Source organism: Novosphingobium sp. KACC 22771 (assembly GCF_028736195.1).
Taxonomy (GTDB): domain Bacteria; phylum Pseudomonadota; class Alphaproteobacteria; order Sphingomonadales; family Sphingomonadaceae; genus Novosphingobium.
Map to the genome: position 1 here is coordinate 62,583 of NZ_CP117882.1, position 15,796 is coordinate 78,378.

The following is a 15,796-nucleotide window of genomic DNA, read 5'->3' on the forward strand; positions in this document are numbered from 1 at the left end:
CCTCAAGCAATTGAGCTGAACCCTGTATCCTCACGGGGGTGGCGCATGTTGCGCGGCATCTGCCCCGTTCGCTGGCCAGAAATCCGCCGGATGGGCGAGTCTGTCAAGTCATTTCAATGACACATTTGTTCAAATTGGTATTGCAAATATGGGCCGGATGGCGGGTGGAGGGCCAGATTGGCCTGTCCAAAAAGCCTGATATTTTCGGCCAAGGCCATGAATAGAAAACAATTTTCTCTAGGAATGCGCTGATCTGCGGGTGGTATGAGCGGCGCGTTGGAAATTTGCGATGATACGTCAAATTGCGAAGGTGAATGAAAGCTGTTGCAATGAGGGCAGGCTTAAAATAATACCAATTAAATATCACTTGCCGACAAATCGGCATGACAGCTTGCCCTCTTGCGGGGGCGGCGCAAGGCAGGACCCAATCCGTGACCCCTTCTGTTGATGACCATCGCCCCCCTCTCGCCTCTACCCTGATGTATGCCGAGGCCGCCGAAGCAGGCGCCGCCGTCGCGCGCTTTGTGGCGGGCAATCGCGCCGAACTGGCCCGGCTGGCCGCGCATCTGGCGCAATGCCCGCCCGCCTTTGTCATCACCTGCGCGCGCGGATCGTCCGATCATGCGGCCACCTATGCCAAATATCTGATCGAAACTCGCCTTGGCCTGCCCACGGCCTCGGCGGCTTTCTCGACCGTTTCGGTCTATGACGCCCCGGTGGTCCACCCCGCAGGCGGCGCGGCCCTGTGCCTTGCCATCTCGCAATCGGGTCGCAGCCCGGACATGCTGGCCACGGTCGAGCGCCAGCAGGCATCGGGCGCCACCGTAGTCGCGCTGGTCAATGACGAAACCTCGCCGCTGGCCCAGATGGCCGATTTCACCCTGCCGCTCTATGCCGGAGCCGAACGTTCGGTGGCGGCCACGAAATCCTATATCACCTCGCTGGCGGGCATTGCCGCGCTGGTGGCGGCATGGACGGGGGATGCGGCGCTGGCCCGCGATGTCGAGGCTCTGCCCGCGCTGCTCGATGCGTCTTTCGCGCTCGACTGGACCCCGCTGATCAGCGGCCTGCTCGAAGCCTCCAACCTGTTTATTCTTGGTCGCGGCTATGGTCTGGCCATTGCTCAGGAGGCCGCGCTCAAGCTCAAGGAAACCTCGGCCCTGCATGGCGAGGCTTTCTCCGCCGCCGAGGTGCGCCATGGCCCGATGGCGGTGGTGCGCGAAGGGTTCCCGGTGCTGGCCTTTGCGGGCGGCGATGCCACGGGCGATGATGTGCGCACAATCGCGGGCGAATTTGCCGCGCGCGGCGCACATGTCTGGCTGGCCGACGCGCAGGGGCAGGCGCCCGAGGGTGTGACCCATCTGCCCGCCCTGGCCGCGCGCGATGAATTGGCGCCGATCTTGATGATTGCCAGCTTCTATCGCATGGCTAACGCTTTGTCGCAGGCGCGGGGCCATGACCCCGATCAGCCCCCCTATCTGGCCAAGGTGACGCGCACGCGATGAACACGGTTGATGTCCTTAATGGTCGCGCCCTCGTTGCGGGCCAGTGGTTGTCCTCGGTTCGCCTGACGCTGGATGGCGGGCGGATCGTGTCGGTGGGTGATGCCGGTCATGCCGATCAGGTGATCGATCTGCAGGGCGGCTACCTGCTGCCCGGTTTTGTCGATACGCAGGTCAATGGCGGCGGCGGCGTGCTGTTCAACGATTGCCCCACGGCCGACGGTGTGGCCGCGATTGCGGCGGCCCATGCCCGCTTTGGCACCACGGCGCTGCTGCCCACGCTGATCAGCGATTCGGTGGAGGCGGTGGCTGCCGCTCTCGATGCGGTGGACGATGCCATTGCCCAGGGCGTGCCCGGCATTGTCGGCGTTCATATCGAAGGCCCCTTCATCAACCCCGCGCGCAAGGGCATCCACAGCGAGGCCCGCCTGCGCCGCCTGGACGATGCCGCCATGGCGCTGCTGAGCCGCCCGCGCCGGGGCGTGGTGATGCTGACCATCGCGCCTGAACTGGCCGCGCCCGAACAGATCGTCGCGCTGGCCCGTGCGGGCGTGATCATCAGCGCGGGCCATACCGACGCCACCTATGAAGAGGCCATCGCCGGTTTCGACCATGGCGTGCGCGGCGTCACCCATCTTTATAACGCGATGACGCCCTTGCAGCATCGCGCGCCGGGCATGGTCGGCGCCGCCTTTGATCGCGACGATGTCTATTGCGGGCTGATCGTCGATGGCGTCCATGTGGCCACGCCTGCGGTGCGTCTGGCCTGCCGGGTCAAGGGGCCTGATCGGCTGATGCTGGTGACCGATGCCATGCCGGGCGTGGGCAATGGGGGGCAACCCTTCATGCTCGATGGCCGCCCGATCTATGTGCGCGACGGCATGTGCACCGATGCTGCCGGGACACTGGCGGGTTCGGGGCTGGACATGGCCACGGCGCTGCGCAACACGATCACCATGACCGGCCTGCCGATGGAGCAGGTCTCGCAAATGGCTTCGGCCACGCCTGCCGCCTTTTTGGGCCTTGAGGGCCGGATCGGGCGGATCGCGCCGGGCATGGCGGCGGATTTTGTCGTGCTGGGCGCGGATCTACGCGTGGCGCAAACGTGGATCGGCGGCGCCTGCCGCTTTGTGGGATAAGGGCGATGGTTGTGGATCTGCGCGCGCCGATGGACGGCTGGATCAGCCCGCTGGCCGAGGTGCCCGATGATGCCTTTGCGGGCGGCCTGCTGGGGCCGGGGCTGGCGATCGATCCGCTGGCCGATACGGTCTGCGCGCCCGCGCCCGGCGAGGTACTGGCCGTGCATGCCGCGGGCCATGCGGTCACGCTGCGCCTCGCGCCGGGGCTGGATGTGCTGCTGCATTTCGGGCTGGAAACGGTGCGGCTGGGGGGCGAAGGTTTCGCGCCTCTGGTGCGCGTGGGCCAGCAGGTGGCGGCGGGCGATGCTCTGCTGCGCGTCGATCTGGGCGCGGTGGTGGGGCGGGCCAAGAGCCTTGTCATGCCGATTATCCTGATCGAGGCCGAGGGCTGGCAATGGCAACCGGTGATCGCCCAAGGGCTGGTGGCCAAGGGCGATGTGCTGGGCCAGATCACGGGTGCGGCTGCGGCCGATACGGGCGCGGAGGCTGGCGGCGAGGCATTGTCGCTGACGCTGCGCGTGCCGTTGGCCCACGGCCTTCATGCCCGGCCCAGCGCACGGCTGGCCGCCTGCGCGCGCGCCTTTGATGCCAAAGTGCTGGTCGAAAAGGGCGCAGCATCGGCCGCCATCACCAGCCCGAGCGCCATGCTGCGGCTGGGCGTGGGCCATGGCGATACGATCCGTCTGTTGGCGCGCGGCGCGCAGGCGCGCGAGGCGCTCGATGCCCTGGGCGAGGTGATCGCGGGCGGGATGGGCGAATATCTGGCCATTGCCGAGGCGGTGGCCGAGCAGGCCGTCACGCACCCCGTTTCGCCCTCCGTATCGCGCGCGCCCCAGCCGGGCGACCGTTTGAGCGGGGTTACGGCCGCGACCGGGATTGCGGTGGGCCATGTGTGGCGCCCCCGCCGCGCGGAACCCGAACTGGCCGCCATCAGCCAGGGCGAGGCCGCGGAGACGGCCTTGCTGGACGGCGCGCTGGCTGGCCTGCGCGCGACCCTGACCGCCCAGAGCGAGGCGGGAACGCCCCAGCAGAAGGCCATCCTAGGCGCGCATCTGGCGCTGCTCGATGATGAGGAACTGGTGGGCGATGCGAAAGCCGCCATTGCCGCCGGGGCCAGCGCCGCGATGGGCTGGCGCAAGGTGCTGTGGGCGCAGGCCGAGGCTTTGCGCCAATTGTCCGATCCGCGCTTTGCCGAAAGGGCGGGCGATCTGCTCGACCTTGAACTGCGCCTGCAATGGCAATTGTGCGGCGGAGAGCCTGAAGCGCCCTTGCCCCCGCATGGCGCGATCCTGGTGGCCGAGGATCTGATGCCCAGCGAGGTGGCCGCGCTTGATCTGTCGCGTGTGGTCGGTCTGGCCACGGCGCGCGGCGGGCCGACCTCGCATGTCGCCATCATCGCGGCAAGCCGTGGCCTGCCCGCGCTGGTGGCGCTGGGCGAGGGGCTGTTGCTGGTGGAGGAAGGCACGCCTTTGGTGCTGGACGCCGATGGCGGCGCGCTGGAAATCGCGCCGGAAGCGCATCGGCTGGTCAGCGTGCGCGCGATGATCGAGGCCCGCGCCGCGCGCCGCGCCGCCGCCATGGAGCGCGCCCATGAGCAGGGCCGCACAAGTGACGGCACCCGCATCGAGGTCTTCGCCAATCTGGGCAAACTGTCCGAGGCCGCGCCTGCGGTGGCGAACGGGGCCGAGGGCTGCGGTTTGCTGCGCACCGAATTCCTGTTTCTTGACCGCCAAAGCGCGCCCGATGAGGACGAGCAGACCGCGCAATATGCCGCCATCGCCGATGCGCTGGAGGGGCGGCCGCTGGTCATCCGTTTGCTCGACATTGGCGGCGACAAGCCCGCGCCCTATCTGCCGATTGCGGCGGAGGAGAACCCGGCGATGGGCCTTCGCGGATTGCGGGTGGGTCTGGCGCGGCCTGATGTGCTGGTCACGCAATTGCGCGCCATTCTGCGCGCTGCTGTCGGGCGGCCGGTCAAGATCATGGCCCCGATGGTAGCCCGCGTTGCCGAATTGCGCGAATTGCAGGGCGTGGCGGCGGCGCAGGCGGCTTTGCTGGGCGTCGATCTGCCCGAAATCGGCGTGATGGTCGAAACGCCCGCCGCCGCCGTGATGGCCGATGCGCTGGCGGCAGAGTGCGCTTTTCTGTCGATCGGGACGAATGACCTGACGCAATATGCGCTGGCGATGGATCGCGGCAATCCGGCGGTGGCGGCGGGGCTGGATGGGCTGGACCCCTCGGTCCTGCGCCTGATCGCCCAGACCTGCGCCGGGGGCGCGCGCCATGGCAAATGGGTGGGCGTGTGCGGGGGCCTGGCCTCAGATCCGCTGGCCGTGCCGATCCTGATCGGGCTGGGCGTGGGCGAATTGTCCGTCGCGCCCGCAATGGTGTCGGAAATCAAGGCGTTGGTGCGCAGCGTCGATGTGGCCGATTGCCGCAGCTTGGCCGCGCGTGTGCTGGAGGCCGATGGCGCGCCGCAGGTGCGCGCGCTGGCGGCGGAATTTATCGGAGGGCTGGCGTGATGACATCTGCGTTCCACGGTGCCGCGCAGGGGCTGCAACGCCTTGGCCGCGCGCTGATGCTGCCGATTGCGGTGCTGCCGGTGGCGGCTTTGCTGCTGCGTTTGGGCCAGCCTGATCTGTTGAACCTGCCCTTTGTCAGCGCGGCGGGCGATGCGATGTTCGCCAATCTGGGCCTGCTTTTCGCCATTGGCGTGGCGACCGGCTTTGCCCGCGACGGCAATGGGGCCGCGCCTTTGGCGGGGGTCGTGTGTTTTCTGGTGGCCAGCGAGGGCGCCAAGGCGCTGCTCAAAGTGCCTGCCGATGTGGTCGCGGGCGTGGCCGAGGCGGCGCGCGGCGCGGTGCAGGGCGCATGGCGTCAAGGCCAGATCGGGCGCGTGGCGGTGCCTCTGGGCATTATCTCGGGCATGATCGGGGGCCTTGGCTATAATCGCTTCTCCGGTTTCCGCCCGCCTGATTTCCTTGCCTTCTTTGGCGGCAAGCGCTTTGTGCCGATCATCGCGGGGGCCTGCGGCGTCCTGCTCGCCGCGCTGGTGGGGTTCAGCCATGATGCGATCAATGCGGGCGTCGATGGCGCCTCGCGCGCGGCGTTGAACAGCGGGGCCTTTGGGCTGTTTGCCTATGGCCTGCTCAACCGCCTGTTGCTGGTGACGGGGTTGCACCATATTCTCAACAATATCGCATGGTTCGTGCTGGGCGATTATCATGGCGTGACGGGCGATCTGCGGCGCTTTTTCGCGGGCGATCCGGGGGCAGGCGCTTTCATGAGCGGCTTCTTCCCGGTGATGATGTTCGGCCTGCCCGCCGCCTGCCTTGCCATGTATCGCAGCGCGCGGCCCGAAAAGCGGCGCGAGACGGGCGGGATGCTGGCCAGCCTTGCGGCGACTTCGTTCCTGACCGGCGTGACCGAGCCGATCGAGTTCAGCTTCATGTTCCTCGCGCCGGCGCTCTTTGCGCTGCATGCGGTGCTGACCGGGGCGGCGATGGCGCTGATGTCCTTGCTTAATGTCCATCTGGGCTTTGGTTTTTCGGCGGGCCTGTTCGACTATGTGCTGAACTTTTCCAAAGCCACGCGCCCGCTGGTGCTGATCCCGGTCGGGCTGGCCTATTTCGCGATTTATTATGCGGTGTTCCGTTTTGCGATTGTCCGGCTCGACCTGAAAACGCCGGGGCGCGAAGAGGACAGCGCCGAGGCAGCGACGGTTTCCACCGAGCAGGGCCGGGGCGCGGCTTTTGTCGCGGCGCTGGGCGGGGCGGACAATCTGGTCGAGGTGGGCGCATGCACCACGCGGCTGCGCTTGGTCATGGCGCGGCAGGAAGCGGTGGATGAGGCCGCGCTCAAGGCGCTGGGCGCACGCGGGCTGATCCGCCCTTCGGCACAGGGGCTTCAGGTCGTGCTTGGCCCGCAGGCCGACAGTGTGGCGGGCGAGATGCAGGCGGCGATGCGCGCCGCGCCGGTGGCGCGCGTGGCGGCTCCGGTGGCGCGCGCGGCGCAACCCGTGGCCGAAGGGCTGGCGGAATTGTCGCCGCAATCGCTGCCCGCGCCGGTGCGCGCCGCCTTGGGGCCGGTCGCATCCATCCATGTCGGGCCCAGCCGTCTGGTTGTTGAAACCCAGGGCGCGCCTGATCTGGCGGCGCTGGCGCCCCATGGCCTGCGCGGGAGCGTTCAACTGGGCGGCCAATGGCATTTGCTCTTTGCGCCCGAAACCATTTCCGCCTGGTACAGATAAACAATCGACAGGCGTTTGCAGGAGGAGGCTCGGCAAGACATATTAAAGTCTTGCCGAGCCTCATTCCTTTTTGGATAAGACAGATCGCAGACCGCGCAGGCCCGAATGTCCGGGCAAGGGAGTATTATGGCCTTTATCGATCAGGTCGGTGTTCTGGATGAAGACGAGTCCGGGCCGCGCTATCTGCGGCTGCAAAAGCTGCTGCGCAATGCCATTGACAGCCGCCGCCTGCCGGTGGGCAGCGCCTTGCCCAGCGAGCGGGAATTGGGCGAGGTCTATGCCCTTTCGCGCGTGACGATCCGCAAGGCGATCGACAAGCTGGTGGATGAAGGCCTGCTGGAGCGGCGCAAGGGCGCGGGAACCTTTGTCGGCGGCGCGGCGCCCGCCCAACCGGGCCGCGTGGAAAAGAGCATCTCCAAGCTCTCCTCCTTTTCCGAGGACATGCTCTCGCGCGGGCGCAAGCCGACGAGCCGATGGCTGGATCGCAGCGAAGGCGCCGTGACGCCCGATGAGGCGCTCTCACTGGGCCTCTCGCCCGGATCGCCGGTCTATCGGTTTCAGCGCATCCGCTATGCCGATGGCGAGACGATGGCGCTCGAACATGTGGCGGTTCCGGCTTGGGGCCTGCCCTCGGCCGAGGCGGTGGAGGAATCGCTCTATGATGCGCTCGACCTGCGCGGATTGCGCCCGGTGCGGGTGTTGCAGCGGGTGCGCGCCATCGGCTTTACCGCCGAACATGCGGCCTTGCTGGGCGTCGCGGAGGGCGATCCTTGCCTGTTTATCGACCGGCGCGCTTTTCTGCCTGATGGGCGGGTGATCGAGGTGGCGCAATGCTATTATCGCGGCGACGCCTATGATCTGGTCGCGGAATTGGGCCAAAGCTGATCGCGCGGCTTTTGCCGGTTAATTGAGAATAATTCGCAAAAATCGGCGGTGAGGGCCTCTCGCCGCTTGACCATCTGCATCTGCGTCCCTTAAAAGCTATTGCGAATCAATCGCAGTTAAGGGGCCGTGTCATTTCTTTCCTACCTTTCCCTTCTTCCCTCTCCGGGCGTCCCGCTCTTCGCGCCGTCCTGCTGGCCACGGCATGTCTAGGTGCATCGGCGCCTGTCATGGCGCAGGACGGCGACCCGCTCGTCACGCTCAACCCGATGAATGCGATCACCGTCACCGCCACCCGCCGCCCCACCACCATCGGCGAGGTTCCCGCCACCGTCTCGGTCATCAGCGCGCGCCAGATTGCCGATCAAATGGCCGCCGACATCAAGGATCTGGTCCGTTTCGAGCCCGGCGTTTCGGTGCATCGCGCCCCGGCCCGCTTTGGCGCGGCCAGCGGCACCACCGGGCGCGACGGCAATGCCGGTTTCAACATTCGCGGCCTTGAGGGCAACCGGGTGCTGATGCAGGTCGATGGCGTGCGCGTGCCCGATGGGTTTGAGTTCGGCGCGCAGGCGGCAGGGCGCGGTGACTATGTCGATCTGGGCCTGGTCAAATCGGTCGAGATCCTGCGCGGTCCGGCCTCGGCGCTTTACGGCAGCGATGGCCTGGCGGGTGCTGTCAGCTTCATCACCAGCGACCCGGAGGATTTCCTGAAAGGCGGGCGGGCAATCGCCGGTCTGGCCCGCGTCGCTTATGATTCCGCCGACAACAAGGCCACCGAAACCGGCATTCTGGCGGGACAATCGGGCGCGTGGTCGGCGCTGGTCGCCTATACCCGCCGCGATGGGCATGAGCAGGAGAACAAGGGCAGCAACACTGCCGCCAATTCCACCCGCACCGCCGCCAATCCGCAGGACACCCAATCCAATGCGGTGCTGGCCAAGCTGGTTTTTGCGCCCTCTACTGGACACCGTCTGCGCCTGACGCTCGATCATCTCGACAATCACACGTTCACCAACGGCCTCTCGGGCATTGCGCCAACGGCCTCATCCTCGACCAGCGTGATCGGCCTGATCGGGCGCGATACGGTCCGGCGTGACCGGGTCAGCCTCGATTGGCGATGGCAGGGGGCGGGCGCGATCGAGATGGCGCAGATCACCGGATGGTATCAGAAATCGGACAATCGCGAATATTCGGCCGAGGATCGCTATACCGCCGCCGACCGCACACGGCTCAATACTTTTGCCAATCGGGTGTTGGGCCTGTCGGCCGAACTGCATTCCAGCCTCAACACCGGGCCGCTGTCCCACGCGCTGGTCTATGGCGCGGATGCCAGCTTTACCCGGCAGGAGGGCCTGCGCGACGGCACCGTGCCGCCCACCAACGAGACTTTCCCCACCCGCGCCTTTCCGCCCACCGATTTCACGCTGGCAGGCGTCTATCTGGGCGATGAGATCGCCGTGGGGGGCAAGGCGGTGACGCTCTATCCGGTGCTGCGGTTTGACCATTACCGGCTCAGCCCCAAGGGCGATGGCCTGACTTCGAATTTCACCGGGCAGGGGCAGAGCGGATCGCGCGTTTCGCCCAAGATCGGCGCGCGGGTGAAACTGGGGCTGGTCAGCCTGTTCGGCAATTACGCCCAGGGCTTCAAGGCTCCCGCGCCCACGCAGGTCAACCAGTTCTTCGAGAACCTCGCCTTTGGCTATACCTCGGTGCCCAACCCCAATCTGAAGCCGGAAACCAGCGAGACATTCGAGGGCGGCATCCGCATCGCCCAAGGCGGCATCAGCGCCGGGATCACCGGCTTCACCGGGCGATACCGCGATTTCATCAGCCAGCAGGTGGTGAGCGGCGCCTTCACCCCGGCCAATCCGGCGGTCTATCAATTCATCAACCTCAACCGCGTGCGCATATCGGGCGCCGAGGGGCAGGTCATGCTGCGCGCCAAAAGCGGGCTCTCCGGACGCATGGCCGTTTCCTATGCCAAGGGCACCGTCACCGGCACCGATGGCGCAAGGACTCCGCTCTCCACCATCGACCCGCTCAAGCTGATCATGGGGCTGGGCTATGACGCGCCGGGGGGCCGCTTTGGCGGACAGCTCATCATGACCCATTCGGCGCAAAAGGAAATGTCGGCCACCAATGCCGCCGATTGCGGCAACAGCCTGTGCTATCGCCCCGGTGCTTTCACCATCCTCGACGCCACCGCCTATGTCCGCATCGGACAGGCGCTGACACTGCGCGCGGGCGTGTTCAACCTGACCAACGCCAAATACGCATGGTGGAGCGATGTGCGCGGCCTCGCGGCCAGTTCGAGTGTCACCGATGCCTATACCCAGCCGGGACGCAATGCCTCGGTTTCGCTGACCGCCCGTTTCTAAGGACAATTCCCATGAAGAAAGCCCTTCTTGCTTCCCTCCTGCTGGGTCTGGCCATGACCCCGGCAGCGCCCGCCATGGCCGACGGCCCAATCGCCCCGCGTTCAGCACAGGCCAATGCCCAGGCCTTTGCCGCTGATCGTGCCGCGATATTGGCCATGGCGGGCGATTACAAGGTTACCTTCGACCTGCGCGAGACGACAAGCTGGCGCGCCGATTACACGCCGATCCCGTCCAAACTGTCGGGCGGGCATGAGGTGGTGCGCGTGATCGAGGACACCGGCCCGCATATCGCCCTGCAACACCTGCTGGTGGTCAAGGATGAGGGCGGCAAGACCATGGTCATCAAACACTGGCGGCAGGATTGGAATTATCAGCCGGAAAATGTCCTGACCTATGCGGGCAAGGGGGAATGGAAGCTGGAAGCCATCCCGGCCGCGATGCGCGCAGGCCGCTGGTCGCAGACCGTGTGGCAGACCGACGATTCCCCGCGCTATGGCGGATGGGGCCAATGGAGCGACGAGGGCGGGGTGCGCCGCTGGCGGTCGAGCTGGACGCTGCGCCCGCTGGCCCGGCGCGATGCGGTGCGCCATCCGGCCTATGACCGCTATCTGGCCATCAACCGCCATTCGCCCACGCCCACCGGCTGGATCCATTGGCAGGACAATGTGAAGGAAGGCCCCGACCCGGCGGGCTCGGGCAAGATCGTGCCCTTTGTGCAGGAATCGGGCCTCAACACCTATGTCCGCGATGGCAAGTTCGATGTGGCGGCGGCGGAAAGCTATTGGGCCGCGACCAAGGATTACTGGGCCGCGGTGCGCGGGGCGTGGGATGAGGCCATTGCCCGCCATCAGGGCGTCAAAGTGGCCGAAGTGGCCGAGACCGGATCGGTGGGGGCCGAAAGGCTGATGGGTCTGGCCGATGAGGTGAAGGCCGGAAAAGTCAGCACCGACAAGGCGATAGCCGCCGCCCGCGCGGTGATTGCCGAGGTCGCCGGTTGAGGCGAAAGGGCGGGGGGAGGCGATACCCCCGCCCTTTTGGGTTCATGCCGCTTGCCAGCCCCCGGCCAGAGCGCGGAACACGTCCACCTCGGCAAAGGCAGAGGCGCGGCGGGCGGCCACCAGATCGGCCTCGGCCCCGGCCAGCGTGCGTTGCGCATCCAGCACGGTCAGGAAATCGATCTGCCCTTCGCGCTGACGGGCAAGGCTGATGCGGGCGGCGCGCAGCGCTTCATCGCGGGCGCGCTGCAGCGTATCAGCCCTTTGCCGCGCCGAGGAAAGATTGGACAGCGCCCGCTCGGTTTCTTCCAGCGCGACCAGCACCGCGCCATCGAATTGCGCCAGCGAGGCCTTGGTTTCGGCCCGCGCCGCCGCGATCCGCGCCCGCGCCGCGACGATATTGGGGATGCTCCAGCTGACCAGCGGACCCAGCGACCAGCGTGAGGCCGAGGAGCCGGTTACATCCATACCTCCCAGCGCGCTGGCCCCGGCCGATGCGCCAAGGGTGATGCGCGGGAAGAGGTCGGCGGTGGCCACGCCGATGCGCGCCGTATCGGCGGCAAGGCGCCTTTCCGCCGCGCGCACATCGGGCCGCCGCGCCAACAGGGCCGCGCCATCGCCGACCGGGATCGGCTGCTTCAGCGTGGGCGTGGCAATCACCCCGCGCAGGGCGGCGGGCAGATCGCCCGGATTGCGCCCAGTCAGCGTGGCAAGGCGGAGCAGGGCGGCCTGACGGTCGGCCTGCAATTGGGGGATGGCGGCGGCCTGCTGATCGCGCAGGGCCGTGACGCGGATCAGATCCAGCCGGTCCGAGCGCCCGACATCAACCCGCGCCCCGGTGATGCGGATCGAGCGGTCGAGCAGGTCCACCGTATCGCGCGCCACCTTTTCACGCTCGGCGCTGGTGGACGCGTCCAGATAGGCGCGCACGGTGTCCGACACCACCGCAAGGCGCACGGCGTCCTCATCGGCCTGCGCGGCGGCGGCATCGCCCTTGGCCGCCTCGATCCCCCGGCGCAAACGGCCAAAGGCATCGACCTCATAGGAGAGAGCAAGGCCCCCATCATAGGCCCAGCGCTCGCGCGACTGGCCCGGAATGGTCTGGATCGAGGAAATCCGCTGGCGATTGGCCGAGGCGGTCAGCGTGGTTTCGGGCAGCAGGATCGGCGCGCGGGCGCCGGTCAGGCTGGCGCGGGCGGCCTCCACCCGCGCGGCGGCCACGCGGATGTCGGTGTTGGCGGCCAGAGCATCGCGGACCAGACCGTCGAGCACCGGATCGCCATACATGGTCCACCACTGATCAGCGGCGGGGGCGGCGGCGAAGGCCGGGGTTTCTGCCCCCATAAAGGGAGCCTTGGCCGAGGCATTGGCAACCGGGGCCTTGTAATTCGGCCCTACGGCGCAACCTGCCAACAGGCTGGAGGCCAACAGGAGGGGAATGATGCGGGTCATCGCAAACTTCCTTATTCCGCCGGTTGCAGCGCGCCGTCATGGTTCCGGCGACGCCGGGCCAGACGCAGCGCCAGCTTCCGGCACAGCACATAGAAGGTGGGGGTGAAAATCAGGCCAAAGCCGGTGACGCCCGCCATGCCGAAGAACACCGCCGTCCCCAGAGCCTGACGCAATTCTGCCCCCGCGCCTGTGGCGATCACCAGCGGCACCGCGCCAAGGATGAAGGCAAGGCTGGTCATCAGGATCGGGCGCAGGCGGGTTTGCGAGGCATAGACCGCGGCATCGACCGGGCTCATGCCGCGCTCATCCTCGGCCTGCTTGGCAAATTCCACCACAAGGATGGCGTTCTTCGCCGCCAGAGCGATCAGCACCACGAGGCCGATCTGCGTCAGGATATTATTATCCATCCCCCGCAGATTGACCCCCAGCATGGCCGCCAGCAGACACATCGGCACGATCAGGATGATCGAGAGCGGAAGCGTCAGGCTTTCATACTGGGCCGCCAGCACGAGGAAGACGAAGAGCACGGCCATGCCAAAGACCATCGCGGCGGTGTTGCCCGCGTGGGCCTGTTGATAGGCAATGTCGGTCCATTCGCCGCCATAGCCGGGCGCCAGCGTCGTATCGGCCAGCTTTTCCATCGTGGCCAGCGACTGGCCGGTCGAAAAGCCCGGCGCGGTGTCGCCGTCGATTTCCACCGCCGGTTGCAGGTTATAGCGTACCACGCGATAGGGTCCGGTCTTGTCCTCGAAATTGGCGACCGCGCCGATCGGCACCATTTCGCCGGTGTTCGAGCGGGTTTTCAGGTTGGCAATATCGGCCACGGTCGAGCGGTGGTCCGGGTCGGCCTGCGCGGTCACGCGATAGGTGCGGCCCAGCAGGTTGAAGTCATTGACGAAGGCCGAGCCGAGATAGACCTCAAGTGCTTCAAAGATCCGTTCGGGCGGCACGCCCAGCAGGTCGGCCTTGCGGCGGTCAATATCGGCATAGACGCGCGGGGTGCTCACATCGAACAGGGTATAGACCTGCTTGAGGCCCGCCTCGGCATTGGCCTTGGCGATCAGCGCCCAGGCCTGCGCATTGAGCGCATCATAGCCGCGCCCTTCGCGGTCCTGCAGCATGAAGCGATAGCCGCCCGCCGCGCCAAGGCCCTGAATGACCGGTGGCGGCACAAGGATGATGCGCGCCTTGTCATAACCGGCCATGGCCTTGTTGGCCTGATCCATGATGCCCTGATAGGTCGCGCCCAAGGCCTTGCGTTCGGCAAAGCTCTTGAAGGGGAAATAGATCGCGCCCGAATTGGGAGCAGACGTGCGCGAGGGACCGTGGAAGCCCGCAAACATCACTGCCCCGCGAATGCCCTGAATGGGCAGGATGCGCGCCGCCACATCGCGCACCACGCCGTCCGTGCGCTCCAGCGAGGCGCCGGAGGGCAATTGCACGATGGCCAGGAAATAGCCCTGATCCTGCGCCGGGATAAAGCCCGAGGGCGTGATCAGGAACAGGCCCGCCGTGGCCGCGATCAGGGCGGCATAGGCCCCCATCATGCGCTTGGGCATGCCCAGCAACCGGCGTGTCAGGCGGGCATAGGCCGCGCTCATCCGGTCGAAACCGGCGTTGAAACGGTCGGCCCCCGTCTGCAGCATCCGCGGCCAGCGGGGCAGATGGGCATGGGCGGCATCCACATGACCGCGCAGCAGCAGCGCCGCCATGGCAGGCGAAAGCGTCAGGCTGAGCAGCAGCGAGATGACCGTGGCGGTCGAGATGGTGACGGCGAACTGCTTGTAGAACTGGCCCGACAGGCCGGTGATGAACAAGGTCGGCACGAACACGGCGCAAAGCACCAGCACAATGGCGACCAGAGCGGTGGCCACCTCGTCCATCGAGGTGCGCGCCGCCTCCAGCGGGCTCATGCCCAGCGCCATGTTGCGTTCAACGTTTTCCACCACGACGATGGCGTCATCCACCACGATGCCGATGGCCAGCACCAGTCCGAACAGAGAGAGATTGTTGAGCGAATAGCCCACCGCCGAGAGCATCACCGCCGTGCCAATCAGCGAGACGGGGATGGCCAGCACCGGAATGATGGCCGCGCGCCAGCTTTGCAGGAAGATGAGGATCACCAGCACCACCAGCACAACCGCTTCAAATAGCGTGTGATAGACCGCGTCAATCGACTGGCTGATGAATTCGGTGGGGTTGTAGATGGTGGAATATTCCAGACCCTTGGGGAAGGTCTTGGCGATCGTGTCCATCTCGGACTTGATGCGGGCGGCCGCGGCCAGAGCGTTCGAGCCGGGGCGCTGCATTACCGCGATCACCACGGTGGGCTTGTTCGAAAGATAGGTGTTGATGCTGTAATCCTGCGCGCCCAGTTCGACGCGCGCGACATCGCGCACGCGGACCTGATGGCCGGCGGCATCGGTGCGGATCACCACATCATAGAATTGCTGGGGATCGGTCAGGCGGCCCTGCGTTTCCACGCCAAGCTGAAATGCCTCGCCCTTGGAATAGGGCGGCTGGCCCAGAGCGCCGGAGGAAACCTGCACGTTTTGAGCACGCAGGGCCGCGACGATTTCGCCCGCCGTCAAGTTGAGCGCGGCGGCGCGGGCCGGGTCGATCCACACGCGCATCGCATAATCGCGCCCGCCAAACAGCTGCACATCGCCCACCCCGTCCAGCCGGGCCAGACGGTCGCGCACCTGCGTCAGCGCATAGTTCGAGATATAGTCGCGCGGCAGGCTGCCGTCGGGCGACTGCAGATTGACCACCATCAGAAAGTCCGGGCTGGTCTTGCGTGTGACAACGCCCAGCCTCTGAACCTCCTGCGGCAGGCGCGGCACGGCAATCGCCACGCGGTTCTGCACCAGCACCTGCGCGGCATCCAGATCCGTGCCGATCTTGAACGTGGCGGTGATCGTCACCTTGCCGTCGCCGGTGGATTGGCTGCTCATATAGAGCATGTTGTCGACGCCGTTGATTTCCTGCTCGATGGGCGTGGCGACGGTGGCCGCCACGGTTTCGGCCGAGGCGCCGGGATATTGGGCCGAAACGGTCACCGTGGGCGGCACCACATCGGGATATTGCGAGACGGGCAGGCCAAAGAAGGCCAGCGCGCCCACCACGGTGATAAGCACCGCCAGAACGCCCGCAAAGATCGGGCGGTCTATGAAGAAACGGGAAAAGCGCATGGGGGGAT

9 protein-coding genes are annotated in these 15,796 nt (G+C 66.5%); 7 read left to right on the forward strand and 2 right to left on the reverse strand.

What is annotated here, in order from left to right:
• Positions 1-479 precede the first annotated feature (479 nt).
• From PQ467_RS17355 to PQ467_RS17385, 7 genes are all read left to right on the forward strand, one after another.
• Positions 480-1,505 carry an SIS domain-containing protein gene (locus PQ467_RS17355; RefSeq protein ID WP_274177250.1) on the forward strand — a complete coding sequence of 342 codons (1,026 nt, stop codon included), beginning with the start codon at positions 480-482 and terminating at the stop codon, positions 1,503-1,505.
• The gene (nagA, locus tag PQ467_RS17360; protein WP_274176789.1) at positions 1,502-2,641 is read left to right on the forward strand and encodes an N-acetylglucosamine-6-phosphate deacetylase; all 1,140 of its coding nucleotides are present in this window, start codon (positions 1,502-1,504) and stop codon (positions 2,639-2,641) included. The genes PQ467_RS17355 and nagA overlap by 4 nt, the downstream gene beginning before the upstream one ends.
• A gap of 5 nt (positions 2,642-2,646) precedes the next feature.
• The gene (gene ptsP, locus PQ467_RS17365; RefSeq protein ID WP_274176790.1) at positions 2,647-5,163 is read left to right on the forward strand and encodes a phosphoenolpyruvate--protein phosphotransferase; all 2,517 of its coding nucleotides are present in this window, start codon (positions 2,647-2,649) and stop codon (positions 5,161-5,163) included.
• Positions 5,163-6,890, forward strand: coding sequence for an N-acetylglucosamine-specific PTS transporter subunit IIBC (gene nagE / locus PQ467_RS17370; RefSeq protein WP_274176791.1), 1,728 nt, complete (start codon positions 5,163-5,165; stop codon positions 6,888-6,890). Before ptsP ends, nagE begins: the two co-directional genes overlap by 1 nt.
• Positions 6,891-7,016: 126 nt before the next feature.
• Entirely contained in the window at positions 7,017-7,775 is a 759-nt protein-coding gene (locus PQ467_RS17375) for a GntR family transcriptional regulator (protein ID WP_274176792.1), read from the forward strand.
• Positions 7,776-8,002: 227 nt separating this feature from the next.
• Complete coding sequence (locus PQ467_RS17380; RefSeq protein WP_274176793.1) at positions 8,003-10,150, forward strand: TonB-dependent hemoglobin/transferrin/lactoferrin family receptor; 2,148 nt, start codon at positions 8,003-8,005, stop codon at positions 10,148-10,150.
• Between the two features lie 11 nt (positions 10,151-10,161).
• Positions 10,162-11,148, forward strand: coding sequence for a DUF6607 family protein (locus tag PQ467_RS17385; RefSeq protein WP_274176794.1), 987 nt, complete (start codon positions 10,162-10,164; stop codon positions 11,146-11,148).
• A 42-nt stretch (positions 11,149-11,190) separates the two neighbouring features.
• On the opposite strand, the gene PQ467_RS17390 is transcribed toward PQ467_RS17385, so the two are convergent.
• Both PQ467_RS17390 and PQ467_RS17395 read right to left on the reverse strand, forming a co-directional pair.
• Positions 11,191-12,597 (reverse strand): efflux transporter outer membrane subunit, encoded by a 1,407-nt coding sequence (locus PQ467_RS17390; RefSeq protein WP_274176795.1) that lies wholly within the window; start codon positions 12,595-12,597, stop codon positions 11,191-11,193.
• An 11-nt stretch (positions 12,598-12,608) separates the two neighbouring features.
• On the reverse strand, positions 12,609-15,788 hold the full coding sequence (locus tag PQ467_RS17395) for an efflux RND transporter permease subunit (RefSeq protein ID WP_274176796.1): 3,180 nt from the start codon (positions 15,786-15,788) through the stop codon (positions 12,609-12,611).
• Between the last annotated feature and the right edge of the window lie 8 nt (positions 15,789-15,796).

Coding starts and splice junctions, on each gene's coding strand:
- PQ467_RS17380 (WP_274176793.1), top strand. CDS start 8,003: ATGGCGCAGGACGGCGACCCGCTCGTCACGCTCAACCCGATGAATGCG.
- PQ467_RS17355 (WP_274177250.1), top strand. CDS start 480: ATGTATGCCGAGGCCGCCGAAGCAGGCGCCGCCGTCGCGCGCTTTGTG.
- PQ467_RS17385 (WP_274176794.1), top strand. CDS start 10,162: ATGAAGAAAGCCCTTCTTGCTTCCCTCCTGCTGGGTCTGGCCATGACC.
- PQ467_RS17395 (WP_274176796.1), bottom strand. CDS start 15,788: ATGCGCTTTTCCCGTTTCTTCATAGACCGCCCGATCTTTGCGGGCGTT.
- PQ467_RS17390 (WP_274176795.1), bottom strand. CDS start 12,597: ATGACCCGCATCATTCCCCTCCTGTTGGCCTCCAGCCTGTTGGCAGGT.
- nagE (WP_274176791.1), top strand. CDS start 5,163: ATGACATCTGCGTTCCACGGTGCCGCGCAGGGGCTGCAACGCCTTGGC.
- ptsP (WP_274176790.1), top strand. CDS start 2,647: ATGGTTGTGGATCTGCGCGCGCCGATGGACGGCTGGATCAGCCCGCTG.
- nagA (WP_274176789.1), top strand. CDS start 1,502: ATGAACACGGTTGATGTCCTTAATGGTCGCGCCCTCGTTGCGGGCCAG.
- PQ467_RS17375 (WP_274176792.1), top strand. CDS start 7,017: ATGGCCTTTATCGATCAGGTCGGTGTTCTGGATGAAGACGAGTCCGGG.